Genomic DNA, 23,766 nt, shown 5'->3' on the forward strand with positions numbered 1-23,766 from the left:
TTGCGGAGATCACCTTAAACCTGGTCTGGCCGACGGTGGCACTACTTTTCGTTACGCCAGTCGCGCAGCGTTTCCTTGCGCGGCAGGGGGGCATCCTTGTTGGCACGACGATCGTGGATGAGCGGCAGCGCGGCACCGAGAACGAAAACGATGCAGAGGCCAAAAATGATCCAGCCTGCGTTCATGGTCCTCCATTTTCGGTGAAGGAAACAGAGATAGATGACTGGCCAGAAGTCACTGACCGTTCTTGGTTACTCGCTGAAAAAGTCCGCGCAAAGTGCTCTGAATGTCGGCAGGCAGGAGGACGACCTTGGCGTTGTCGGATTCAGCGATCTTGCTGAGACTGGTGATGTATTTCTCGCCGAGCAGGTAGAGCATCGGCAGTTCGTTGTCGCCAAAAGCACGATTCACCTTCGTGATCGCCTGCGAGGATGCTTCGGCAAGGGTCACCTGCGCTGCGGCATCGCGTTTGGCGGATTCCAGGCGTGCTTCGGCGGTGAGGATCATCGACTGCTTCTCGCCTTCGGCACGGGTGACCATCGCCTTGCGTTCCCGCTCGGCCGAGGCCTGCATTTCCATCGCGCGCTGCATCGACTGCGAGGGTTTGATGTCCTGGATTTCGACCGATTTGACGGTCAGTCCCCAGTCCAGCGCTTCGTCGGCAACGCCGGCTTTGAGACGCGCCTTGATGGTATCCCGCGACGACAGTGCCTGGTCGAGTTCCATTTCCCCGACGATCGAGCGTAGGGTGGTCATGATCATGTTGCGGATCGCTTCAGAGTAATCCTGAACGCCATAGACGGCTTTCACCGGGTCGGTGACCTTGATGAAGGCGATGGCGTTGACCACAATCACCGCATTGTCGCGCGTGATCACCTCCTGCTCCTGGACATCGAGAATGATGTCCTTGGTGGTGACCTTGTAGGAGACGATATCGATGTAGGGAATGATGAAGCGCAGTCCTGGCAGCAGCGTGCTGTGGTACTTGCCGAGGCGCTGCACGATCCACTCCTCGCCTTGCGGAACGATACGAACGCCATTGGCGACGGTAACCGCGACAAAAATGAGGAAAACGATCGAAAATATGGTCATGCCGGTCATCTTGCTTGCTCCACTTTGATGTAACTGCCTTCAACCGCGACGATGCGAACCCGCTCACCCGCCCCGATCGCCGTATCGGCGTAACACTCCCACACGTCGGCGCCGAGAATCGGTTTCTGAAAACGCACCTGAGCGCGGGTTTCCGGGGTGACTCCAGAGACCAGGATGCCGACTTCACCGCCCACGTTGGCAGCCGAGGTGCCGACAGCGGTCCTTGTGCGCGGCTTGAGATAGCGAAACCAGAGACCGACCAGCATTGCCGAGAGCGCCGCCCAGAGCAGGAACTGGCTGGCCAAGGAGAGCTCAGGCACGGCCAGCAGGATGACGCCGACGGCTGCTGCCGCGATGCCGAACCAGACCAGAAAAAATGCTGGGATGGCCATTTCGGCCATCGTCAGGCTCAGTCCGAGGACCATCCAGTGCCACCATTCGGGCGAAAACATCGCGCATTTCTCCTTCTGTCCGTACGCTCCGGATGGCGGCGGCACATCGCCGCAGTACCTGCAACCACCGATCAGCCGTGCCGGGATACAGGTCGATTAGACGCCATAACGCCGCTGCAGGCAAGTCACAGCATGAATATCACTGCCTTTTGCGGAAACACCGCATGACGGAACCCGATTCGGAATGTTCCCTGCGTTCCCCCGTGAACTGGCGCAAGGCGCAAGCTCTCCGCCAAACTTCAGCCGAGTTCGCGCGCCACGACCGCCACCGAGCCAGCGTCGGGCAGGCTGGCCAGTTGCGAGAGGATGTAGTCCTTGACCAGCGCCAGCAGTTCATCCACGCGCGCTGGCGGCATGCCGATTTCCTCGGCCACGCCGCGCACTGCTGCCAGTTCATCGGTAGTCAGCGCGCCGTCGGCATAGGCGACCATCAGACAGGTGGCAATCACCAGGTCGCGCTCCGCCGCCTCGCTGAAGATGCCGGCGAATTCACCCGTCTGTCCGGTCGCTTGCAGGCTGTCGAATGCCGGCCAGTCGACGCGGTCGTCGCAACCGCTGTCATGGAACCAGCGAATCAGGGCCACTTCCTCGGCGGTCCTGACGCCATCGACATGCGCGATGCGCAACAGCAGGCGGGTCGCGGCGATGCTCTGGCCGGCATCGAGGGATACGTTTTCGAGCAGGGGGAACATACGAACTCCTTCAAGGTTGGATCTGACGCCGCAGTTCGGCGAGTCGTTCCTGCACCTCGCGCGCGGACAGCGACCGGAAGCGTTGCGGCAACAGCGAGCGCCGCGAGGTTTCGGCCACCGCGAGCATTTCCATGTAGCCCACCATGGCCGTTTCCTGCGGTGGCATGAAGTCCTCGATGGCGCGCGCGAGGACCTCCCGGCTGACGGCCGGGGTAGCCGCGGCGCCGGTTCGTACGCGCGCATCGGGGGGCGAAGGAAGGGGCGAATCGATCCGCTGCGCTCGCTCGGCGAACTCGGCGGCGAGCAGGGCAAGGGCTTCCAGGTCGGCATTGGAATAGCCTTCGAGCCCCTCGCAGGCGGCCAGCAGGTGCGCTTCCGGGAAATCGACGGGCACCCGGTAGCGCTCGAAAACGGCGCCCATGACGGCGGCACGTTCGGCCGCGGTCTCGGCGTAGAAAAAGGGGATTTTACGGTCGAGGCGGCCGGGGCGCTTGATGTCGGTATCCAGCTTGTCGGGGCGGTTGGTCAGCAGGATGAACAGGACCTGGCCGCGATTCTCGGGATCGGACATGAATTCCTTGAGTCGGGCAATGACCCGCGAACTGGTGCCGCCGTCGGCATCGTCACCTTGCCGGCCGAAGCTGCGGTCGCCTTCGTCGATGAGCAGCGCGATCGGTCCCATCGCCTTGACGGTTGCCAAAACGCGGTCGAGGTTGGCCTCCGTCGATCCGACCCATTTCGATCGGAAGTTTTTCAGGGCGATTCCGGAAAGTCCCGCCTCCTTGAGAAAGGCCTTGATCACGAAGGTTTTGCCGGAGCCCATCGGCCCCACTGCGAGCAGGCCCATCGGTGCGCGTGCGCGCTCGCCGCCCTGGATCAGGCGCGCGATGTCAAGCAATTCGCTCTTGATCGGTTCATTGCCGCCGACGCTTTCCAGGCCATGCCGTGGATCGATGAATTCGATCAGGCCGGCGCATTCCTTTTCGATCAATTCGCGTTTGCGCTGGCGTACCAAGGCCATCATTTCGCCCGCAGGATCGCCGCTTTCGGGCAGCGCGCGCGTTGGGTCGACGATCTGGCGGATTTCGGCGGGCGTCATGCCGGCGGTGATCGCGGCCAGTTTTTCGGCACGCTCGGCGGCTTGCGGGCTACCCTGCAGCAGGCTGGCAATCAGCGTCCGCCGCTGCGTCTGGCTCATCCCTTGCGGCGCTTCGCTGGCGACGATGCTGGCCAGTTGAATCAGGCGCAGGCCGGCGGTGTGGTCGGCGAGTAGCTCGGCCTCGGCTGCCGGCATGCCTGGTGAGTAGTGCCGGATCGCCGCATGCCGATCGGCCCGATCGGGCATCGGCAGCGCGATCGCCAACACGCGTGGATGCGTCAGCAGCGCCGGGCTCAGGTCGGCCAGCGATTCGCTGACCAGGATGACGACGTTGTCGCGATTGGCAAACTGTTCATCCAGCGACCAGCGATGCAGGGCCGTGAACGCACCGCGCTCCTCGAGCGAGAGCTGGTGCAGTTCGGCGGCAGGGAAAAGGGTTCCAGCGTAGGGAATCAGGAGCGCGCTGGAGCCTTGCCCGCGCATCTGCCGTTCGAGCGACTCGAAGATGCCGTTGAGTCCCTTGCCTTCAAGATGGCGGTAGAGTTCTGCCTTCTCTTCAGCGCTGCCGCCCTGAATGACGCGTACGCCAAGGTCGACGCTGAGTTCGTAGATGTGCTGCTTGTTGTCCTTGAGCAGCACTTCGCTGAGGAAGGGCAACAGCGTGTAATAGCGTTCGCCGACCCGATAACGGTCGAAAACGTTGCGGTAGAGAACGAATACCGAGGCTTCGCCGGCCAGGTATTTCTGGCGTAGCGTCTCGGCCCAGGCGGGCAGGGCTGGCCGGCCGTCGCTGCCGGGGCTCATGCCGGGACGCGGGCAGGGCAGCGCCTGCGGTCGCGCATGGCCGTGTGTATCACCTTGCGCATCACATCGCGCATCACATCGACTTGCCGGTGGTATCGGTCTGAACGCTGCGCGCGCGTTTCATTTCCTCGAGCTGCTGGCGGGCGGTGATTGCACCGCTGCTCTGCCGCAGCCGCGCGAGCTTGACGTCGAGATCGGAATCGCGCAGCTCGCTGCCCATCTTGGCTTCGGCAACGGTATTCCTGATGTGTTCGCGGACGTTGTCGAGCGCCCGCACTTCGGCATCGACCGACAGGCCGTCGAGCTGGTTCTGAATCTTCAGCCGCGCCTGCGCGCTGTGCATCTGCGCCAGCATGCGATCCTTCTCATCCTTGAGCTTCTGAATTTCGGCCTTGACCTGGATCAGCGAATCCTTTGCCTCTTGTGCGTCAGTGCTGGCCTGTTCCATTTCCTGGTCGAGCACCTTGGTGCTGGCCTCGAGGGCGTTCTTTTTCTGGATCAGCACGATGCCGAGTTCGTCCTGGCCAGTGGCGAGCGCGGCGTTGAGGTCGGCCGAGATCGCCGCGAGTTCGCTGCGCTCTTTCTCCAGTCGTGCCGAGATCTCCTCTCGCCGACGCATGATCGCAGCGGTGGCGCTCTTCAGCCTGCCGTATTTCTCGATCATCGAGTCGATGGCATTCTGGTAAGCGATCTCGGGATGACGCTTTTCCACATCGGTGATCCACAGCGAAACAAAGCCCGACCAGAGGTTGGACAGGCGTCCGACAAAATTGATGTCAGCCATCGCTTTCTTCCTTTCGTGAGTCGCTGACGCGACTTTTACATTAACCGACGCGCCTGCGACCGCCGACCGCGACCAGGTGCCGCTGCCGTGCCGCCGCCGCAGTCGAGGTCGGCATCGCCACGCCCGGCAAGGCTTCGGCGAGATCGTTCGCGAGATCTGCCTCGATGTCTTCCTGCAGGCGCAGCTTGCCGATCGCCTCTTCGAGCCGCGTGCCGACGTCTTCGCTGACCGGCAGCGTCATGATCGTCTGATAAATCTCGTCGAGCTGGTCAGGCATCGACAGCATCGCCGCCTCGATCGCCCGCCGGCGACTGAGCATGCGGTGGTGCCGCTCGATGATCGCCAGGTAATCGGTGCGTGCCTTCTGCAACTGCCGCAGGTCGGTGCCGGGACGGGGGGTGGCGAGTTCCCTGTCCAGCGCCGCCACCTGCTGTTCGACCTCGCGCAGATTGACCGACTCGGCGCGGTCGTTCATGACCAGGAGCGCCAGCCACATCGCCAGGTATTCGAGCGTCACCTCGTCGAGCTGTTCGACATCACGCCAGGCGAGCCGGCCATGACCGCTGTCGGCTCGCTGATAGAGCGACTGTACGCGTTCATACATGCGCTGATAGGTACGCAAGGTGGGTTCGGGAAGCGGACGCTTGCCCGAGCGCTTCTGAATTTCGGTCATCAACTGCTCGCGCGAGGTCTGACGGACGTTCGCCCGCCAGCGCCGATCGACCTTTTCCCGAAAGGTCGGCAAGGACGGGATGTGCAGCGCGGCGAGGATGTCGCCGGCGGCAAAAGCGATCAGCGGCACCGCACCGACCGCGAAACCGAAGGGGATCGAGAGCAATGCTCCGACTGCCAGCGAACCGAGAAAGGCGTAGAGATTGGTCTGACTGGTCAGAACCTCCCGGACGTAGGAGGGTTTCGCCTCGGCCATGGCTACACCGTCACCCGCACCTGGCCCCGGCCGGGACTGGCCTGGTGCAGTTGCCTGAGAATGCGCTCTTCGAGCGCCTGCGCCTCGCGCGAGCGCTGCCAGGTGGCCGAGCGCGGCCGTGCTTCGCTGATCACGAAATCATCGGCAACGCGCGCCGGCTGTGCGGACAGGACGATGACGCGGTCGCCGAGTACCAGCGCTTCGGTGACATCGTGCGTCACGAAGACTACCAGGCACGGCCAGGACTGATACAACTCGATCAACAATTGCTGCATTTCCTCGCGCGTCTGCGCGTCGAGCGCCCCGAAAGGCTCGTCCATCAGCAGGATGCGCGGCCGCAGGACGAGTGCGCGCGCCAGCGCAACGCGCTGGTTCTGGCCGCCGGAGAGCTGCGCCGGCCGCAGCTTGAGCTTGTCCGCGAGTCCGACCGCCTTGAGGATGTCGGCCACGCGCTGACGCCACTCGGCTTCCGGTACCCGTGCTTTCCAGAGATGGAGCCGGAACGGGAAGGCGACGTTGTCGAACACCGTCAGATCCGGCCGATTGGCGTAGCGCTGAAAGACCATCACCGCATCGTCGTGCGGGCCGTTGCACTCGACCCCATCGATCAGGACCTTGCCCGCCGTCGGCGTTTCGATACCCATCGGCCGCACCCCGCCGAGCATGTGCAGCAGGGTGCTCTTGCCGCAGCCCGAGGGTCCGAGCAGCATACTGATGCCCGGTTGATCGAAGCTCAGCGAGATTTGGTCGATGACCCGCGTCACGCCGCCGCCGGGCGCCGGATATTCCTGCACGAGGTCCCGGACGACCACCGACGGCGGCCTGGCTGCCGCTGGCTTGGCCACGGTCACTGCTGCGTTTCCCAGGGATACAGACGGCGCTTCAGCCAGACCATGAACTGATAGGTGGCCAGCGCCAGCGCGATGATCACGATGATGCCGGCAAAGACCTGATCCCAGGCGCTGAAGCGCCGGGCATTCTGGATCAACTGCCCGAGGCCCTGGCGTGCATTGACGTATTCGGCGACGGTGATGTAGGTCCACATCACCGAGAAGGCGACGATCACGGCATCGGCGATGCGCGGCATGGCCATCGGAATCACCGCACGGTGGATGCATTCCCAGGGCGTCGCGCCAAGGTCGCGGGCGCCGATCCAGTAGCTCTGCGGTACCGCCTGGATCGCGTCACGGACCATTGGAATCAGATAGACCACGGCGCCGATGAACAGGAAGGCAATCTTCATCGTCTCGCCGATGCCCAGCCACATCACCAGGATCGGCAGCAGAGCCACCACCGGCGCCGAACGGAAGGGATCGACCAGCGGTGACAGGGCGGCGTTCACGCGCGGTGCGGCGCCCATGCCGATGCCGATCGGAATGCCGATGGCGATCACCAGCGCCCCCGCGACGAGCAAGCGGCCGACCGACCACAGCGTCGCGGTGAGCAACAGGCTGTCGCCCTCGTGCCAGCTCAGATAAGACAGTGCCGTGACCACCTCCCAGGGCGCCGGCAGTTTGGTCGAGCTGACCAGTCCAGAGACCGCCAGCAGGCCCCATACCAGCAACAGCGTCAGCACCGAGCCGACGCCGAGCCATTGCCGCTGTCGGCCATCGAGCGGCGCGTAGGGGTTCCAGAATTCGCTCATGCGCGCCTGGCCATGCGGGTCAGCGGCCGCCGAAAACGGCGACCCGCGTCGTCCGGTTCAGCGCCCGGCATTCCTCGATCGAGAGCCCTTCATTGGCGGCGTTGGCCTCGACGCACAACGGCCGATCCGGGCCGTTGCCAACGATCTTGAAACGCTCGCGCGGAAATTCCCATTGTGTCACCAGATAGTCAACGACCGCGCGCGCGCGCGCAGCCGACAGGCGAAGATTGAGCTCGCGGGCACCGGTCGCATCCGAATTGCCGCTGACCTCGAAGTATGCCTTGCCGTTGTTCTCGATGAACGGCACCATCTCGGTGTCGACCGTTTTTTGCGCGCGCTTGGTCAATTCTGCGCTCCCCGAGGCGAAACCCACGGTCACCGGCTTGGTTACCATCGCCTCCTGCTGTGTCGCTTCCTTCTGTGCTGCCTGGGTGAATGTCGTCTGTGGCCTGGCTGCGGCCTCTGCCGCCGCCTTGTTCTGCCCGAGCAGGGCCTTGATGTAGCGATAGTCGAAGCTGTCCTGCGGCGCGATCACCGGTGATTTGGGATTGGCCAGCGCCCCCGCCTTGCGATAGATCTCGTCGAAGCGCTTGTAGACCCGCTCGTAATGATTGGTCCCGCCGGCTAGTCCGAGAATGCGCGCGTTGTCCTCGACGTCGGTCCAGACCAGGTTGGAAAACAGGGCCTTGACGAACGGCCGGCCTTCCTTGTCGGCCAGCAACTTGAAGAACTCCTGTGTCCTGACCAGCGCTTCGACAGCGTTGTCAGGGTTGGCTCGTGCCGTCTGCACGCCCGCCATCCAGCCGGCAACGAATTTCTGCACCACCGCCTGTCCTTCCGGCCTGGCCAGCAGACGCGCGTCGCAGACCATCACGTCAAAGATCAGGTTGGTCGCCGTTCGGGTCGAATAGACGACATGCGCTCCCTTGACGTTGCGCAGGGCAAGAGCCAGATCAGGGTCCCATAGCACAGCCGCGTCGACAGCACCGGACTCGAGCGCCGCGCGCACGCCGGCAGTGCCTTCCTCGGCGTTGATGAACACCATTTTGATGCTGTCCTTTTTGCGCGCGGTCAGCGATGAATTGTCGATGGCGTCGATCAGCATGCCGTGCGAGGGTGTGAACTGCAGCAGCGCGACCGACCGACCGGCCAGGTCTTCGACCGCCTTGACCGCCGCATCGCGAGCGATGACCGCATCTCCGCCCTGGGTGTTGTCAACGATCATCACCGCCTTGCCATCGAGGCCGGCGTTGCGCAGGTTAGGTTGTTCCTGCGCCCAGAAATCCGAGGTTCGCCAGGCGCACTGCGCGGCGCCGGATTCAAAGATGGTGGCCAGCGTCGGAATGTCGTCCTGGATCACGAAGCGGACATGGATTCCTTCCCTGCCGTAAAGCGAACCCGGCTGGGTATTCAGGTCGTTGCCATTGGCGACCAGCGCCGGGGCATAGCCGTGAAAACTGACCAGGCTGACCTTGAGGGGGTTGGCGGCGCTGCCGAGTGGCGCGTTCCGGTCTTCGGCCGTCGTTACCCTGGCCGGCGGCGTCGACTTGCTGGTGGTCGCTCCAGGCGTTGGCGTGGGCGCGGGCGCTGCCGCCGTCGGCTTCGCAGGCGCCGCCTCGCCACTGGTGAAACGCTCCTTGAGCCCGAAGTTCCAGGCCAGAGAACCGGCAACGCCAAGAACGACGACGGTGATCAGTCCCTTGGCCAGCGGTGTCAGTTGAGCCATGTGTTGTTCTCCTTGCTGGGAATGTCAGTGGGCGGCGCCGGGCGCCCTGAAAATCGTCGGGATTTCACGCAGGCGATCAATTTCGGCATCGACGCGGCGCGTCTCGCGCGCAGCGGACTCCCGCGCTACGCGCAGGCCCGCTTCGACGCTGGTTGTTTCCTGCGCCGCACGGGTCACTTCACGTTCCAGCAACTGTTCGAGTTCGGTGATCTGTTTACGGATCGCTGCCGTTCCCTCGTCGAGGACCCGCCTGATCTGATCGACGAGTTCGGTGGACTGCCGCTCGCGCTCCTGCAACTGCGCGGCCAATTGCCGCTTGTGATCTTCCAGCGCGGCGATCTTGAGATCGGCGTCGCTCAGGCAATCGCTGATCTGCCAGTTGTCATCGGCCGCATCCATCGCCAGCACCGCCATCTTGCGGGTTCCCGCATCCATGGCGCGCAGGCCGTCGAGAAGGCGCAGCAGCTTTTCGGCCGGATATGGCGAGGCAGGCACTTGGGCAGCCGCGAAAATGTCTTCGAAGGCATGGCCTTCCAGGGCATCGCCATCCAGGTCCGGGCAGGCCTCCGCGAGCGAGGGCAGCGCACTGGCGGCTGGCATGGTCTTCGGTTCCTCGGAGGCTTGCTCGCACAGCCGGGGCAATACAGGCGCCTCGGCACGCGTCTCGGGCCTGGCCGCCAGAGCCTCCTGCGGTGGCTCCGCTGACGCCGCCAGACGCTCATCTTCCGACAGCTCGATAAGCTTTGCTTTCGCCAGCAGATTCAAGAAACCCTTCATGCCACCCCCTGAATGCTTGCCATGTCGTATGACCTGGTAGATTCAGGGATTATACGAACGAAAACCGGCAATGCAAGCAGCCCTGGCGCAAGAACTACCCGGCGTGCGCACTGGCATCGCCCGGCAGGGAAGGGAAACGGTCCATGCGATCATCATTAAGGGTGGGCAGGATCTGGCCATGATCCGGGCGCTACCCTGTCATCTCCGATAGAATGCAGGCATGATCTAGGCCTGTGTTCACTACCATTGACTGTGTCCGCTCTGTGCGGATGACTGTGCCATGGTCGCCAGGGATTTGCCCAAGGTGGGTTCACGGTAAGAACAGAAAGGAAGCACATGGCCAAGCCATCGAAAGCGAAATTCTGCTGGCAAGACCCCTTGTTGCTCGAAGCACAACTGAGCGAAGACGAACGACTGTTGCGCGATGCGGCGCGCGACTACTGCCAGGGTAAATTGCTGCCGCGCGTTCTCGAATCCTTTCGCCTCGAACGAACCGATCCGTCGATCTATCTGGAAATGGGCGAGATGGGACTGCTCGGCATGACGATTCCGCCCGAGTACGGGGGTGCCGGGCTTAACTATGTGAGCTACGGCCTCGTCGCGCGCGAGGTCGAGCGTGTCGATTCGGGTTTTCGCTCGATGATGAGCGTGCAGTCTTCGCTGGTGATGCTGCCGATCCACGAGTTCGGGAGCGAGCAGCAGAAGCAGAGGTACCTTCCCCGGCTGGCGCGCGGTGAATCAATCGGCTGCTTCGGACTGACCGAGCCCAACCACGGTTCCGACCCGGGCAGCATGGAGACCCGGGCGCGTGCGGTGGACGGCGGCTACCGAATCTCGGGCAACAAGACCTGGATCACCAACTCGCCGATTGCTGATGTGTTCATCATCTGGGCCAAGGACGACGCCGGCGCAATTCGCGGCTTCGTCCTCGAGAAAGGCATGCCGGGCCTGTCGACGCCGCCCATCCATGGCAAGGTCGGTCTGCGCACGTCGATTACCGGCGAGGTCGTGATGGACGAGGTCTTCGTACCGGCAGAGAACGCCTTTCCGGAAGTGCGGGGGCTCAGGGGACCATTCGCCTGCCTCGATTCGGCACGCTACGGCATCGCCTGGGGTGCGCTCGGCGCCGCCGAGTTTTGCTGGCACACGGCGCGCCAGTACACGCTCGATCGCAGGCAGTTCGGCCGCCCACTGGCCGCCAACCAGTTGGTCCAGAAGAAGCTTGTCGACATGCAGAGCGAAATCACGCTGGCTCTGCAGGGTTGCCTGCGCCTCGGGCGGATGAAGGAAGAAGGCACGGCGACGCCCGAGATCACCTCGATCATGAAGCGCAACTCCTGCGGCAAGGCACTCGACATCGCTCGCATGGCGCGCGACATGCTCGGCGGCAACGGCATCTCGGACGAGTACTGCGTCATCCGGCACCTGGTGAACCTCGAAGTGGTCAATACCTACGAAGGCACCCATGATGTACACGCCTTGATCCTTGGCCGGGCGCAAACCGGCATCGCCGCTTTCTGAGGCCGCTGGCGATGTTGTCGCTAGCGTCCTGAACAGTTGCGGAAAACTATTGTGGTTTCTGGAATAGCGCCTTATATCGCCGAATCGTCGAGTTCGCCGGTGCGGATGCGCACGACCTGTTCGACGGTACTGACGAAGATCTTGCCGTCACCAATCTTGCCGGTACGCGCGGCCTTGACGATGGCGTCGATGGCGTTGTCGGCCGCGCTGTCGGAAACGACAATCTCGATCTTTACCTTGGGCAGGAAATCGACCACGTATTCCGCTCCGCGATAGAGTTCGGTGTGGCCCTTCTGGCGGCCAAAGCCCTTGACTTCGGTGACGGTGAGGCCGGTGACGCCAATTTCCGATAGAGCCTCGCGGACTTCGTCGAGCTTGAATGGTTTGATGATCGCTTCAATTTTTTTCATGGCCTCTGCTCCAGGGAAGATCGTAAGGAAATCGTATCAGAAATCAGGCGTCCGCAAGTGATCAGTAAGACTTGCGATCGCCATCAGTAGAGGTCGCGGTAGCGGTTGGTGATCGGATAGCGCCAATCCTTCCCGAAACCGCGCTGCGTGACGCGGATGCCGACCGGCGACTGCCGTCGCTTGTATTCGCTGATCTTGAGCAGATGCACGACGCGGCGCACATCGGCTTCGGCATGACCGCGGGCAATGATTTCACGAGGGCTGAGATCCTTCTCCATGTATGCCTCGACGATGGCGTCGAGCACTTCGTAAGGTGGCAGACTATCCTGGTCGGTCTGGTCGGGTTTCAACTCGGCCGATGGCGGGCGGTTGATGATCCGTTCGGGAATGGCGTAGGCGACGGTATTGCGCCAGCGCGCGAGACGGTAAACCAGTGTCTTAGCGATGTCCTTGATCACCGCGAAGCCCCCGGCCATGTCGCCATAGAGTGTGCAGTAACCGACCGCCATTTCCGACTTGTTGCCGGTGGTCAGTACCAGCGAACCGGTCTTGTTCGAGATCGCCATCAGGATCATGCCGCGAATCCTGGCCTGCAGGTTTTCTTCGGTGGTATCAGTCGGCAGACCGGCAAACTGCTTGTCGAGCATGCTGCCGAGCGTCTGCATCGCAGGTTCGATGGCGATTTCGTCGTAGCGTACACCAAGCAGACGGACCATCTCGCGCGAGTCCGAGAGGCTGATCTCGGCCGTGTATGGAGAAGGCATCATCACCGCACGGACCTTGTCGGCACCCAGTGCGTCGACCGCGATGCACAGGGTCAGCGCCGAGTCGATGCCACCCGACAGGCCGATGATGGCGCCGGGAAAGCAGTTCTTGCCGAGGTAATCGCGGACTCCGAGGAGCAGGGCCTGATAGACCTCGGCTTCGAGGCACGGCGCCGGAACGATGGTGCCCGGTTGCGGCTGGCCATCGACGAAGTCAACGATGCCCAGCGTCTCCTCGAACTGTGCCCACTGGCAGCAGAGCGCACCTTGTGAGTCCAGTACGAATGAGCCTCCGTCAAAGACCAGTTCGTCCTGTCCGCCGGCCAGATTCGCGTACACCACCGGCAGGCCGGTGCTGGCGGTGCGCTGACGCAGGACTTCGGTGCGCCGCTCTCGTTTGCCGATGTGGTAAGGCGAGGCGTTGAGGACCAGCAGGACCTCGGCGCCAGCCTGGCGGGCCAGATCGGCCGCACCGGCTTCCCAGACATCGGCGCAGATATTCACCCCGCAGCGAACGCCCTTGATCGTTAGAACACAGGGGTCGTCGCCGGATTCGAAATAGCGCTCCTCGTCGAACACCTCGTAGCTCGGTAGTCGCTGCTTGTAATAGGTGGCGACCCGCCTGCCGTCGTTGATCAGCGTCGCCGCATTGTAGCAGCGTAGTCCGCGTTTCTCCGGGTGTCCCACGAGCACCGCGATGCCAGGCAGGCTGGCAGCCAGGGTAGCCAGCTCGCGATCGCAGGTTGCGCAGAAGTCGTCGCGCAGCAGCAGATCCTCGGGCGGGTAACCGCAGAGCGCCAATTCCGGTGTCAGCAGCAGGTCAGCTCCCTGTCGCCGGGCGCGTTCGGCAAAATCCAGGATGCGTGCACGGTTTCCGGCAAAGTCACCCACGGTGACATTGATCTGGGCAATCGCAATTTTCAGGGACATGAGAGCCAGTACCCGCGAAAAGGGCGCGCGCGCTCCTTCAGCGTGCGCAGTGGAATCGTTCAGAGAGGTTCAGAATGCCGGCTTCTCTTTGGCGTTCGCGTAGGCCCTGACCCCCTCGATGATTTCCTTCTTGGCTTCGTCACTGCCCAGCCAACCTGCGACCTTGACAAATTTGCCAGGTTCAAGATCCTTGTAATGGGCAAAAAAGTGCGCGATCTGGTCAAGAATGACCTGCGGAAAGTCGCGTGGGGATTCGATGTCACGATACATCGACGTCAGACTATCAACCGGGACAGCCAGCAGCTTGGCATCCGGTCCGGCCTCGTCTTCCATTGCCAGCATGCCGATCGGGCGGCAGCGCACGACCACACCGGGGGGCAGCGCAAACTGGCTCACCACCAGCACATCGACCGGATCACCGTCGCCGGCAATGGTGTGCGGGATGTAGCCATAGTTGCACGGGTAGTGCATGGCGGTGGACATGAAACGATCGACGAAGACCGCGCCGCTCTCCTTGTCCACCTCGTATTTCACTGGATCGGAATGCATCGGAATCTCGATGACGACATTGAAATCGTTGGGGAGTGCCTTGCCGGGCGGTACGCGATCTAGGCCCATTTGCGTGATCTCTCTACTGGTTGCGGGAGCTGTGATTATAACTGTCTATCGGCATGCCAGTCACCGCTGACGTGATCACCACGGCATGTCTGGCGACCTCGTACGTTGCTGGCCAGCAAGCAGATCCCCATTTCCGATGATCACCCTTCAGACAGAGTGGCAGGGGCCGATGCTTCCTTGAAGTTTGTCAATCTGTGAACTAATCTCTTTTAAAGCATTATTTTGAGTGTTCTTTATCGAGCCGATCCGGAGGCTGGTCAAGTCCGCGATGAGCCGCCGATCGGGAGCGGTCGAGAGCTTCCTTATCCATCCATCGAAAGGAGAAAGTCATGTCACAGCAAGCGACATTTTCGGCTGCCAGTGCGAACGAGTCTGAGCAGACGACCGGGCGTTATCTGATCACTTTTCGTGAAGACGATGTTTCCAAAGGTCTGGGGGCGATCGAGAAGCGGGCTGCAGTCGCTGGCCTGCCGAGTGCAGCCGATTTCGCCGATTCGGCGATCGATATGGAGCAGGTGGCGAAAGCAGGCGGAGCAGTCTTTCCCACATTGGGAATTGCGCTGGTCACCCTTGATCCCGATGCCCTGAACAGCCTGATGGCGGCACAGGCAGAAGACGGCGACGGTGCGATTCTCGATATCGAACCAGAGCGCATGTTCTACGCCATCGGCGAGAGCGGTTCGTTGTCTGGTGCTTACCTGGAGGGTTATCGGGATGCCGTCGACAACCTCTACCAAAAAGCCATGGCGGTGGCCGCCGAGGAGCGATTGGGCGCCATGGCAACGTTTGCTGACGATGCATTATCGACCTGGGGTCTGAAAGCGACACGCGCGATCCACTCGTCGCGTACGGGCAGCGCCATGAAAGTGGCGGTGCTCGATACCGGCATGGACCTGCAGCATCCTGATTTCCGAGGGCGGCGGATCATCACGAAGTCCTTCGTTTCGGGGGAAGCCGTCCAGGACGGGCACGGACACGGAACCCACTGCATTGGGACCGCCTGTGGATACAAGGATGCCAGCGGCCGGCGCTACGGAATTGCCTGGAAAGCAGCCATTTACGCTGGCAAGGTCTTGAGCAATGCAGGGAGCGGGTCGAGTGCGGGCATCATCGCGGGCATGGAGTGGGCGATCAATAGCGGCTGTCAGGTCATCTCGATGTCGCTCGGGAATACCACCACGACCCCCTCTACCGCTTACGAAACCGTGGGTCGTCGCGCGCTCCAGAAGAAATGCCTGATCGTCGCTGCGGCTGGCAACCACCGGTCTACAGGCACCGTTGGGCAGCCCGCCAACAGCCCTTCAATCATGGCCGTCGGCGCCGTGGATAATGGGCTCCGGCTGGCATCGTTCTCGTGCGGATCGGGACCGGCTTCGGGCGCCAATGTAGATCTGGTCGCTCCGGGGGTTGCGGTCTATTCATCAACCAAGCTGCCGACACGATATGCAAGCTGGAATGGTACCAGCATGGCGACGCCGCACGTAGCCGGAGTTGCGGCCCTGTGGGCACAGATGTCGGCGGCCAACCGTGGCGCTGCGCTATGGCAGGTGCTCACCTCACGAGCGGTTCGTCTGCCGCTGCCGACGAGTGACGTTGGCAGCGGCCTGGTGCAGTCCCCGGTTCCCTGATGTGCCAAGCAGCAAGTTCGCTTCGCATCGCATGTAAGCGGCTCCCGGGAGAGTTGTCATGGCCTGACCAGCAGAGGGGATCTCTCTGCACGCGACGCAAGGATCCTCTTTCACCCCTGCGCATTGTTTGTCAGACGGCCATGAGGAAACAAGCGCGATCGTCGGCGGCCGATGCGGTTGACTTGCCGACGATTGCCTCCTTGTGTCAGTCTGTGCGCATTGGCCGCAAGTCGGTGCATTACCGATGGTTGGAAGGAAGGGAGGCGACATGAACGAGGATCTGCTTGACGCCGTGATCATCACGATTGATGACCAGCATCTGGAATCGATTCAGACGGTGGCGGATGCCCTGATGCTCGCCGGGATGAAGGTTTCAGGCGTCTTGCCAACGGTGGGCATCATTTCCGGCAGCGTTGCGCGCGCTGCCATCGGTACGCTGAAAACCGTTCGCGGTGTGGCAGCGGTCGAGCTCGACCAGGAGATGAGGGCCATCGGCAGCCATCGGCAGCAATGATGCCCTGGATCATGGTGGTGGTCGCAGCCCATTGTTTCAGACACCGCTCCGGCGCGACTGACCCATTTCAACCATCCGGCGCGCTTCAGCGGCGAATTGCCGCGCCTGCTCGTCGTTGGCGTCGCGATCAATCGCCGACGGCGGCATATTGATGCCTTTCTGCACCGCCGGGCGGGCGCGGATCTGTTCGAGCCAGCGTCGTAGCTGCGGCAGGTCATCGATGTCCACGCCTGACCAGCGATGCGTACGTACCCAGGCCCAGTTGGCGATGTCGGCGATCGAGTAGTCGCCGGCGAGGAACTCGTGCTCCTCGAGATGACTGTCGAGCACCCGGAAAAGTCGCCTGCATTCACCCTGATAGCGATCGATAGCAGCGGCGATCTTTTCCGGAAAGTAACGGAAGAAGACGTTGGCCTGGCCCATCATCGGTCCGATCCCGCCCATCTGGAACATCAGCCACTGCACGACCTGTGATCTGCCTTTGCTGTCGTCGGGTATTAGACGGCCGGTTTTTTCCGCCAGGTAGAGCAGGATGGCGCCGGATTCGAAGACCACGAAATCGTCTGCAGCACGGTCAACGATTGCGGGAATGCGACCGTTCGGATTGATGGCCAGAAACCATGGTTGTTTTTGTTCTTTATTTGACAGGTTCAGCGTGTGCATCGTGTAGGGCAGGGCGAGTTCCTCAAGGGCAATCGAGATCTTGTGCCCGTTGGGAGTGGCAGCAGTGTACAGATCGATCATTCTTTGTGCTCCGTAGATTTCTGGGCGAGACCGAAACCCGGTTCGGGTGGTGAGCAGGCGAGCATTCGCGAATCTTACAATCTTCGCGCCTTTGAGGGTGGCCGTGAAGATTTTGGCTGCGAACCGGAATCAGCGAGCTTGTCCTGCTTGCGGCTGCGCACCCCACCCGCTACGGCAGGCAATCTAAAAGCAACAGAATTTATAAAAAATTAATTCTTGTCACTTACTAAATAATTTGGTGCATTATTGTACCAAGCGTGCTATCGTTGCTACATGGTAAATGGACTGGCACGTTATGAATTCAGCGAACGACTCGCCGACATTCTCGGCGAGTCGCGGCGCGATCTGCGCTTCCGCGTCACGTTGATGGTCACCGGGGGGCTGGTCGCTCCTGGCCCGCGAGGGCGCGGCTCGCCACCGGCGAGCCCACAATATGCGGCGCAATTGCTGATCGGGGCCATGGCGGCACCACAACAGTCGCAGACTCTTGAGGCCATTCGTTGTTATGCCGATCTGCGGCCGAACGCGTCCGCAGCGTGCGGCAACGCGCCGCGAGTGCTCTTCGGTCCGGCAATGGTCACTGCAGAAGCCGGGCAGCGTTCCGAATTCTTGATCCGTCTGGATGGACTTTCTTTTGGTGAGGCGCTGGCTGGTCTGCTGGAACTATCTTGCGCCGAGGAGACGCGAGCGATCGTTGCCAGCGAGCTGTTTGGCATCCGGATCAACCGCGGCTGCCCGGTCGCATCGCTGCAATTCAGTGCTTGCTGGCAAGGCCGGCGCGCCGTGATCAGTCATACCTATGGCCTGGCCCCGGACGCTGCTCCGCCGGCCTGGCTTGATCCCCAACGTGGTGGAGTGGTCGATCCGGGCCTCCTTCACACCGTTTTCTTGCCGGTCCGGAAATTGAGCGAGATCGGTCTGTTGACCACCTTGTCCGAAGACAGGAGTACACCAATGTTGAACAAACTGGGCCATAAAGTGGCCGCCATCAAGAAGATGGCAGAACTCGCGGCGAAGACGCCGCATGGAAGTCGCTGGGAGAAACTCCTGTCGGCGCTGACCGCGGTGCAGGCCTGGTCGGAGCAGGTGGACGCGCAAGAGAATCGTTTGCTCGAAGTCACCGCATTCGGGTCGAATCCCGGCGAATTGCGGATGTACTGCCATGTTCCCGAACGCTTGCCGGCGAACGCGCCGCTGGTGGTCGTACTGCATGGCTGTACGCAGAGCGCGGCTTCGTACAACAAGGGAAGCGGCTGGTCCACCCTGGCCGACCGTTACGGCTTTGCGGTCTTGTTCCCGCAGCAGAACTGGAACAACAATCCACTCCGTTGTTTCAACTGGTTCAAGCCGGAAGACCATGATCGCGAAAAAGGTGAACCCTTGTCGATCAAACAGATGGTCGATCGGATGCTCAGCGATTATGGCCTCGATCGCGACCGGGTCTATGTCACCGGTACCTCGTCTGGCGGGGCGATGACCAACGTGATGCTGGCGACCTATCCGGAGGTGTTCGCGGGCGGCGCGGTGATTGCCGGCGTGCCCTACCGTACCGCCAAGGGCTTGCGGGAGGGCCTCGAAAGCATCTTCCAGGGACGTTCGCGTTCACCCAGGGAGTGGGGTGAACTGGTGCGGGCGGCATCGCCGCACCCGGGACCATGGCCGAAGGTATCGGTCTGGCATGGTGACGCCGACACTGCCGTCAAGCCGGTCAACGCCGAAGAAACCATCAAGCAATGGGCGGACATCCACGGCCTCGACCTGCAGCCGACGATGCAGATGATGGTCGATGGCTACCCGCGCCGGGTCTGGCAGGGACCCGGTGGCGAAGAACTGATCGAGTCCTATACGGTCACCGGCATGACACATGGTGCTGCCCTGGATCCGGGTGCCGAGCCTCATCAGTGCGGCACGGCAGCCCCGTTCTTCAACGCCGTCGGAATTTCTTCGACGCATCGGATTGCCGACTTCTGGGGACTCCTTGCCGAGCGTCCGGCAAGTGCGCGTGACCCGGCCACGGCGGGGCAGGAAGCAGGGCGATCTGCCCGTGCGTCGACTGCCGGGAGTACCCACACGATCGACGATTTTGGTCAGCGTACCTGCAAAGAGGACGCCACGCAGAAAACCGGGCCGGAGGACTACGCCTCCGGTACGCAGGAGCAGCGTTCCGGAACCAGCCGGCCATTCGGTCTCGACGTGCATGGCATCATTTCGGCCTCGCTGGAAGCGGCGGGTCTGCTCAAGCCGGGTACCAGCAATCGCCGGTCGGACAGCAAGGCGCCGCTTGGCATCGACGTTCCGGGAATCATCTCGACGGCGCTGGAGGCTGCCGGTGTATTGAAGGGCATCTCGCAGCGGTCGGCGTCAGCAGCTCCCGAAGCGATGCTGAAAGCATCTGGCTGGGAAGGGGCGGGATGGGAACTGCTGCTTGATGATCCGCGCGCCTTTAGGGGGGGGTCGATGCTCTACGGCCATGCCTCGTCAGGAGACCACGGTGCCCTTGGCGCGCGGGCGCAGTCGATTTCTCGGCGGATCAAACTGGGTTCTCAGCCTGAGCTAAGCTACGTGCGGCGTCTGGATCTCAACGCCGGGGTCAACGATTACACCAGCGCGAGTTTCCGGGTGCTGATTGATGGCCAGGTGGTTGACGAGGTCACCGCCATCGGCATGGTCCACCAGGAAACCGAGTGGCTGCGCCAGGCGGCGATCGATCTGGAGCGTTTTGCCAACCGTACGGTGACGCTGACCCTTGAAGTGGCTGCCTGTGCGAATAGCTATAGCACGGTTTACGCCAAGGCGTGGGTGGACCAGCTCATGATTCACAACGCCGTCGATCTGGCCTGCTGTTGAGCGCTTGCATTTCCCGCGGCACTCGGTTCTAATTGGGCTTCTTGAACTTGAGGCTGGCTGACGACAATGCGCCGTTCCGACAATCCTGCTCGACTGGCTGTGGCCCAGGTTGCGGGTTTTGCCGTGGGCGGTGTTTCGATCGCCGTGCTGGTCGTACGCGTGCTAGGTGTAGAACCTGACACACCGTCGAGGGTCGGAAGGAGATAAATCGAAGCACAGAATATTCCAGAAACCCCCGCCGGTGCGAACCGAGCGGGGGTTTTGCATTTCCGGACCCGCAGTCATGACCGTTTCTCACCCCGACCCTTCTCCCGCACGCGGGAGAAGGGAGTTTCGGGAGTTTCGTGAGTCGCCGAAGCGACTTTCACGGTAAGGCCTGGCGATGCCGCAGGCGGCCGTTCATTTTGAGGAGATTCCCTTGTCCCAACACCCCCCCGAAACCCTCACCGGCGCCCAGGTCGTCGTCCGCCTGCTCGAACGCCAGGGCGTCCGAACGCTGACCGGCATTCCCGGCGGCGCCATCCTGCCGATTTACGATGCCCTGTCGAAATCGGCGCTACTCCACCACGTCCTCGCCCGGCACGAGCAGGGCGGCGGTTTCATGGCCCAGGGGATGGCGCGCGCCACCGGCGTACCGGCAGTCTGCATGGCGTCGTCCGGCCCCGGCGCCACCAATCTGCTGACCGCGATTGCCGATGCCAAACTGGATTCGATTCCCCTGGTGGCGATCACCGGGCAGGTCCCCAAGCCGATGATCGGCACCGATGCCTTTCAGGAAGTCGATACCTATGGCCTGAGCATCCCGATTACCAAACACAACTTCCTGGTCGGTTCGGCCGACGAACTGCTGAGCATCATTCCTCGCGCCTTCTGCATCGCTGCGTCGGGGCGTCCCGGGCCGGTACTGGTCGATATTCCCAAGGACGTGCAGAATCAGCTCGTCGAGGTTGACGAGTGGCCCGAGCCGGGCCGTGCCGACCGTGTGCCGGCGCCGGCCGCCGAATTGATCGAGGCGGCGGCGGCGATGATCAATGCGGCCGCCAGGCCGATCCTCTACCTCGGCGGCGGCGTCGTGCATTCGGGCGCTTCTGGCGCGGCCGTGGCGCTCGCCGAAAAAGCCTCCCTGCCAACGGTCATGACCCTGATGGCGCTCGGCGCGATGCCGGTCGATCATCCCTTGTCGCTCGGCATGCTCGGCATGCACGGCGCGCGCTGTACCAACCTCGCGCTCGACGAGTGTGATCTGCTGATTGCCGTTGGCGCCCGCTTCGACGACCGGGCAACCGGCAAGGTGGCCGGTTTCTGCCCGCAGGCGAAGATCATCCATATCGACATCGACCCTTCCGAACTCGACAAGATCAAGACCGCACACATCGGCATCGCCGGCGACGTCGGCGCGGCCCTGGCGATGCTGCTGCCGGCGATCGAGACGCCGGCACGTGCGGATTGGCTGGCGTGCGTGGCCAACCTCAAGGCCGAGCATCCGCTGCGCATGCCGGGTATCGATGACCCGCGCACCCCTTACGGCCTGATCCGTGCCGTCGCCGATTGCCTCGATGACCAGGCGACGATCACCACCGACGTCGGTCAGCACCAGATGTGGGTCGCGCAAGCGTATCCGCTGCGCCGACCCCGGCAATGGCTGACCTCCGGCGGGCTCGGCACGATGGGCTTCGGCATGCCGGCGGCGATTGGCGCAGCGCTGGCCGAGCCGCAACGCACCGTGGTCTGTTTCACTGGCGACGGCAGCATTCTGATGAACATCCAGGAACTGGTCACTGCCGCCGAGGAAGACGTCAACGTCAAGATCGTGCTGATGAACAACGCCTCGCTGGGGCTGGTCTTCCAGCAGCAGACACTGTTTTACGGTGAGCGCATCTACGCTTCCCAGTTCAAGGGCATGCCCGACTTCGTCCGGGTTGCCGAGGGGTTCGGCGTGCCCGCCATCGATCTCGACCGGGAGAGCGATCCCACGGCCGCGCTGGCCAGAGCACTATCGTCCTCGGGCCCGATGCTGATCCACGCCAGCATCGCCATGCACGAGCAGGTATTGCCGATGGTGCCGCCGGGTGCGGCCAACAAGGAAATGATCGGAGGCTGAACGATGAACTCGATTGCAGGTACGGAACACCAGGCACTGTCGCGCACGGTGCTCGAACTGGATGTCAATAACCATGCTGGTGTCATGTCACATGTCGTCGGCCTATTCTCGCGGCGAGCGTACAACGTCGAAGGCATCCTGGTGATGCCGGTCGGAAGCGGCGTGACCAGTCGCATCTGGCTATTGGTCAACGAGGATGAACGACTGGACCAGATGGTCAAACAGATCGAGAAGCTCGAGGATGTCCTGGCAGTGCGCCGGCACGGCGCCGAGCATGAAGTGTTTGTGCGGCTGGAGGAATTCTTTCGCTAGCCAGGGCCAGGTTTGCAGGGCCGGCTGCCGGATGCCGGTCGGGCAACATGCTGCAGCCGCCCGCCTGGCAGATCTTTCCGGGGGCCGGGGCGGGAGCTGTCGGCTGGGAGCACCATTCTCTGACGACTTCGGGCTAGTTTCGCATGACTTCATGACTTTCGATGACGTCCACAAGCACGAAGTGCCATCGCTTCCGTAAGCTTTTGAGGAAGGTGCGGAGAAGGAAGCCCCTCGACGTCATCGTGAGGCTTGTTAAGCGGCGGAGGTCATGGACGAGACGTCAGGCCTCGGCCTGATGAATGCGGAAACGAATGCCTTCCCGGCGTGTGACCCGGCGAATTTCTTCAATCTTTAGCTGGAGAAGATGTGGAGGCGGCGAGTTCCTGTCGTTTGATGACGCCGCCGCACGTGCAGTCCGGCGGGGTCATTTTTCATGCGGACCTGAACTGAAGCGTTCGTCTGCGCTTGACGGCCGATGTCGCTTTCGCAAATACTTTGGTGTTCCGGGTTTCACGGGGCTTGCTGGCACCACCGGGAAGTATGCGAGAGGACGAAAGAGGTGAGGTTCTGGTGGGTCAACAGGCAGCACCCGGCAAGCGAAGTGGCAGAACTGTTCGGCGACATCGACCGTGTCTTTTCGCTCGACGGCGAGTTGATCACCAGCGATTCGCTCTGCCGCGTGCTGCGCGTCAGTGCCGGTGGCAGGCGCTACTACGTCAAGCGCTACAGTGGCACGGGCAAAAATCTCCAGCGCCGCTGGTTGGGCCTGCGGCGCTGGCTGGGTTCGCCGAGAGTACGCGCTGAGTGGCGAAACCTGCAGGCTTTCCGGGACTGGGGAATTCCGACGGCGACGCTGGTTGCCTATGGCCTCGAGCGTCGCTTTGGCGGTTTCACGCGGGGTGCCGTGGTGACCGACGAGATCCCTGCCACCTGCGATCTGGCGCAACTGGCCCGCGCCAACGATTCGCGCCTGCGTGATCGTTGCTGGGTCGCCCATGTCGCGCGGCAGATCGCCGACATGGCGCGCACCCTGCACGACCACGGTTTCGCGCACAACGATCTGAAGTGGCGCAACCTGCTGATCGATGGCGGATCCTTGCCAACGGCGTATCTGATCGATTGCCCCAGTGGCGCCTTCTATCGTGGCGCAGTTCTGCAGTACCGCATTGCCAAGGACCTCGCGTGCCTCGACAAGCCTGCCCGGCGTCTGTTATCGCGCACGCAGCGACTGCGCTTCTATCTTGACTATGCAGGGCACGCGCGGGTGACCGACGACGACCGCAAGCGGATCAGCAAGATCGTCAACTTCTTTGATCGGTGAGCATAAGCAGAGCTTGCCGCATCAGCTCATCGGCTGTCCCAGGAGTTGCATGTCGAC

Annotated in this window: 22 protein-coding genes; 7 read left to right on the forward strand and 15 right to left on the reverse strand. The window is 62.3% G+C overall.

What is annotated here, in order from left to right:
* Positions 1-41 precede the first annotated feature (41 nt).
* The 11 genes from AW06_RS20445 to AW06_RS20450 all read right to left on the reverse strand — a co-directional run bounded on the left by AW06_RS20445 (position 42) and on the right by AW06_RS20450 (position 9,999).
* Complete coding sequence (locus AW06_RS20445; protein WP_273702790.1) at positions 42-185, reverse strand: hypothetical protein; 144 nt, start codon at positions 183-185, stop codon at positions 42-44.
* A 49-nt stretch (positions 186-234) separates the two neighbouring features.
* A complete protein-coding gene (locus tag AW06_RS11235) occupies positions 235-1,101 on the reverse strand; it encodes an SPFH domain-containing protein (protein ID WP_034920821.1) in 867 nt (288 codons plus the stop codon).
* Entirely contained in the window at positions 1,098-1,544 is a 447-nt protein-coding gene (locus AW06_RS11240) for an NfeD family protein (RefSeq protein WP_034920823.1), read from the reverse strand. The genes AW06_RS11235 and AW06_RS11240 overlap by 4 nt, the downstream gene beginning before the upstream one ends.
* Positions 1,545-1,783: 239 nt before the next feature.
* Positions 1,784-2,236: a TerB family tellurite resistance protein gene (locus AW06_RS11245; protein ID WP_138677723.1), complete on the reverse strand. Its 453-nt coding sequence runs from the start codon at positions 2,234-2,236 to the stop codon at positions 1,784-1,786.
* Positions 2,237-2,246: 10 nt separating this feature from the next.
* The gene (locus AW06_RS11250; RefSeq protein WP_034949903.1) at positions 2,247-4,139 is read right to left on the reverse strand and encodes an ATP-binding protein; all 1,893 of its coding nucleotides are present in this window, start codon (positions 4,137-4,139) and stop codon (positions 2,247-2,249) included.
* A 73-nt stretch (positions 4,140-4,212) separates the two neighbouring features.
* A complete protein-coding gene (locus tag AW06_RS11255) occupies positions 4,213-4,923 on the reverse strand; it encodes a PspA/IM30 family protein (protein WP_034920827.1) in 711 nt (236 codons plus the stop codon).
* A 40-nt stretch (positions 4,924-4,963) separates the two neighbouring features.
* Positions 4,964-5,851: a hypothetical protein gene (locus tag AW06_RS11260; protein ID WP_034920828.1), complete on the reverse strand. Its 888-nt coding sequence runs from the start codon at positions 5,849-5,851 to the stop codon at positions 4,964-4,966.
* Positions 5,852-5,853: 2 nt separating this feature from the next.
* Positions 5,854-6,702 (reverse strand): ATP-binding cassette domain-containing protein, encoded by an 849-nt coding sequence (locus AW06_RS11265; protein WP_273704613.1) that lies wholly within the window; start codon positions 6,700-6,702, stop codon positions 5,854-5,856.
* A complete protein-coding gene (locus tag AW06_RS11270; RefSeq protein ID WP_034949910.1) occupies positions 6,699-7,496 on the reverse strand; it encodes an ABC transporter permease subunit in 798 nt (265 codons plus the stop codon). The genes AW06_RS11265 and AW06_RS11270 overlap by 4 nt, the downstream gene beginning before the upstream one ends.
* A 19-nt stretch (positions 7,497-7,515) precedes the next feature.
* On the reverse strand, positions 7,516-9,222 hold the full coding sequence (locus tag AW06_RS11275; protein WP_034949915.1) for a phosphate ABC transporter substrate-binding/OmpA family protein: 1,707 nt from the start codon (positions 9,220-9,222) through the stop codon (positions 7,516-7,518).
* Between the two features lie 24 nt (positions 9,223-9,246).
* A complete protein-coding gene (locus tag AW06_RS20450; RefSeq protein ID WP_273704614.1) occupies positions 9,247-9,999 on the reverse strand; it encodes a hypothetical protein in 753 nt (250 codons plus the stop codon).
* Positions 10,000-10,335: 336 nt separating this feature from the next.
* Here AW06_RS20450 and AW06_RS11285 point away from each other — a divergent pair, with 336 nt between their 5' ends.
* Positions 10,336-11,520, forward strand: a complete 1,185-nt coding sequence (locus AW06_RS11285; RefSeq protein ID WP_034949917.1) for an acyl-CoA dehydrogenase — start codon at positions 10,336-10,338, stop codon at positions 11,518-11,520.
* Between the two features lie 71 nt (positions 11,521-11,591).
* On the opposite strand, the gene AW06_RS11290 is transcribed toward AW06_RS11285, so the two are convergent.
* The 3 genes from AW06_RS11290 to ppa all read right to left on the reverse strand — a co-directional run bounded on the left by AW06_RS11290 (position 11,592) and on the right by ppa (position 14,242).
* A complete protein-coding gene (locus tag AW06_RS11290; RefSeq protein WP_034949919.1) occupies positions 11,592-11,930 on the reverse strand; it encodes a P-II family nitrogen regulator in 339 nt (112 codons plus the stop codon).
* Between the two features lie 83 nt (positions 11,931-12,013).
* A complete protein-coding gene (locus AW06_RS11295) occupies positions 12,014-13,624 on the reverse strand; it encodes an NAD+ synthase (protein ID WP_034949921.1) in 1,611 nt (536 codons plus the stop codon).
* A 69-nt stretch (positions 13,625-13,693) separates the two neighbouring features.
* Positions 13,694-14,242, reverse strand: coding sequence for an inorganic diphosphatase (gene ppa, locus AW06_RS11300; RefSeq protein WP_034949924.1), 549 nt, complete (start codon positions 14,240-14,242; stop codon positions 13,694-13,696).
* 329 nt (positions 14,243-14,571) lie between these two features.
* Here ppa and AW06_RS11305 point away from each other — a divergent pair, with 329 nt between their 5' ends.
* Together AW06_RS11305 and AW06_RS11310 are read left to right on the forward strand one after the other, a co-directional pair.
* Positions 14,572-15,870 carry a S8 family serine peptidase gene (locus AW06_RS11305; protein ID WP_034949928.1) on the forward strand — a complete coding sequence of 433 codons (1,299 nt, stop codon included), beginning with the start codon at positions 14,572-14,574 and terminating at the stop codon, positions 15,868-15,870.
* A 268-nt stretch (positions 15,871-16,138) separates the two neighbouring features.
* On the forward strand, positions 16,139-16,384 hold the full coding sequence (locus AW06_RS11310; RefSeq protein ID WP_034949933.1) for a hypothetical protein: 246 nt from the start codon (positions 16,139-16,141) through the stop codon (positions 16,382-16,384).
* A 36-nt stretch (positions 16,385-16,420) separates the two neighbouring features.
* On the opposite strand, the gene AW06_RS11315 is transcribed toward AW06_RS11310, so the two are convergent.
* The gene (locus AW06_RS11315) at positions 16,421-17,128 is read right to left on the reverse strand and encodes a glutathione S-transferase N-terminal domain-containing protein (protein ID WP_034949936.1); all 708 of its coding nucleotides are present in this window, start codon (positions 17,126-17,128) and stop codon (positions 16,421-16,423) included.
* Between the two features lie 273 nt (positions 17,129-17,401).
* Between AW06_RS11315 and AW06_RS20455 the strand changes: the two genes are divergently transcribed.
* From AW06_RS20455 to AW06_RS11335, 4 genes are all read left to right on the forward strand, one after another.
* Complete coding sequence (locus AW06_RS20455) at positions 17,402-19,975, forward strand: PHB depolymerase family esterase (RefSeq protein ID WP_273704615.1); 2,574 nt, start codon at positions 17,402-17,404, stop codon at positions 19,973-19,975.
* 382 nt (positions 19,976-20,357) lie between these two features.
* Positions 20,358-22,076, forward strand: a complete 1,719-nt coding sequence (ilvB, locus tag AW06_RS11325; RefSeq protein ID WP_138677717.1) for an acetolactate synthase large subunit — start codon at positions 20,358-20,360, stop codon at positions 22,074-22,076.
* Positions 22,077-22,079: 3 nt separating this feature from the next.
* Positions 22,080-22,388 (forward strand): acetolactate synthase small subunit, encoded by a 309-nt coding sequence (ilvN, locus tag AW06_RS11330; RefSeq protein ID WP_034949939.1) that lies wholly within the window; start codon positions 22,080-22,082, stop codon positions 22,386-22,388.
* A 559-nt stretch (positions 22,389-22,947) separates the two neighbouring features.
* Positions 22,948-23,709, forward strand: coding sequence for a lipopolysaccharide kinase InaA family protein (locus AW06_RS11335; protein WP_171047250.1), 762 nt, complete (start codon positions 22,948-22,950; stop codon positions 23,707-23,709).
* Positions 23,710-23,766 lie beyond the last annotated feature (57 nt).

Origin of the sequence: Candidatus Accumulibacter cognatus (assembly GCF_000584975.1) — a bacterium.
GTDB lineage: Bacteria > Pseudomonadota > Gammaproteobacteria > Burkholderiales > Rhodocyclaceae > Accumulibacter > Accumulibacter cognatus.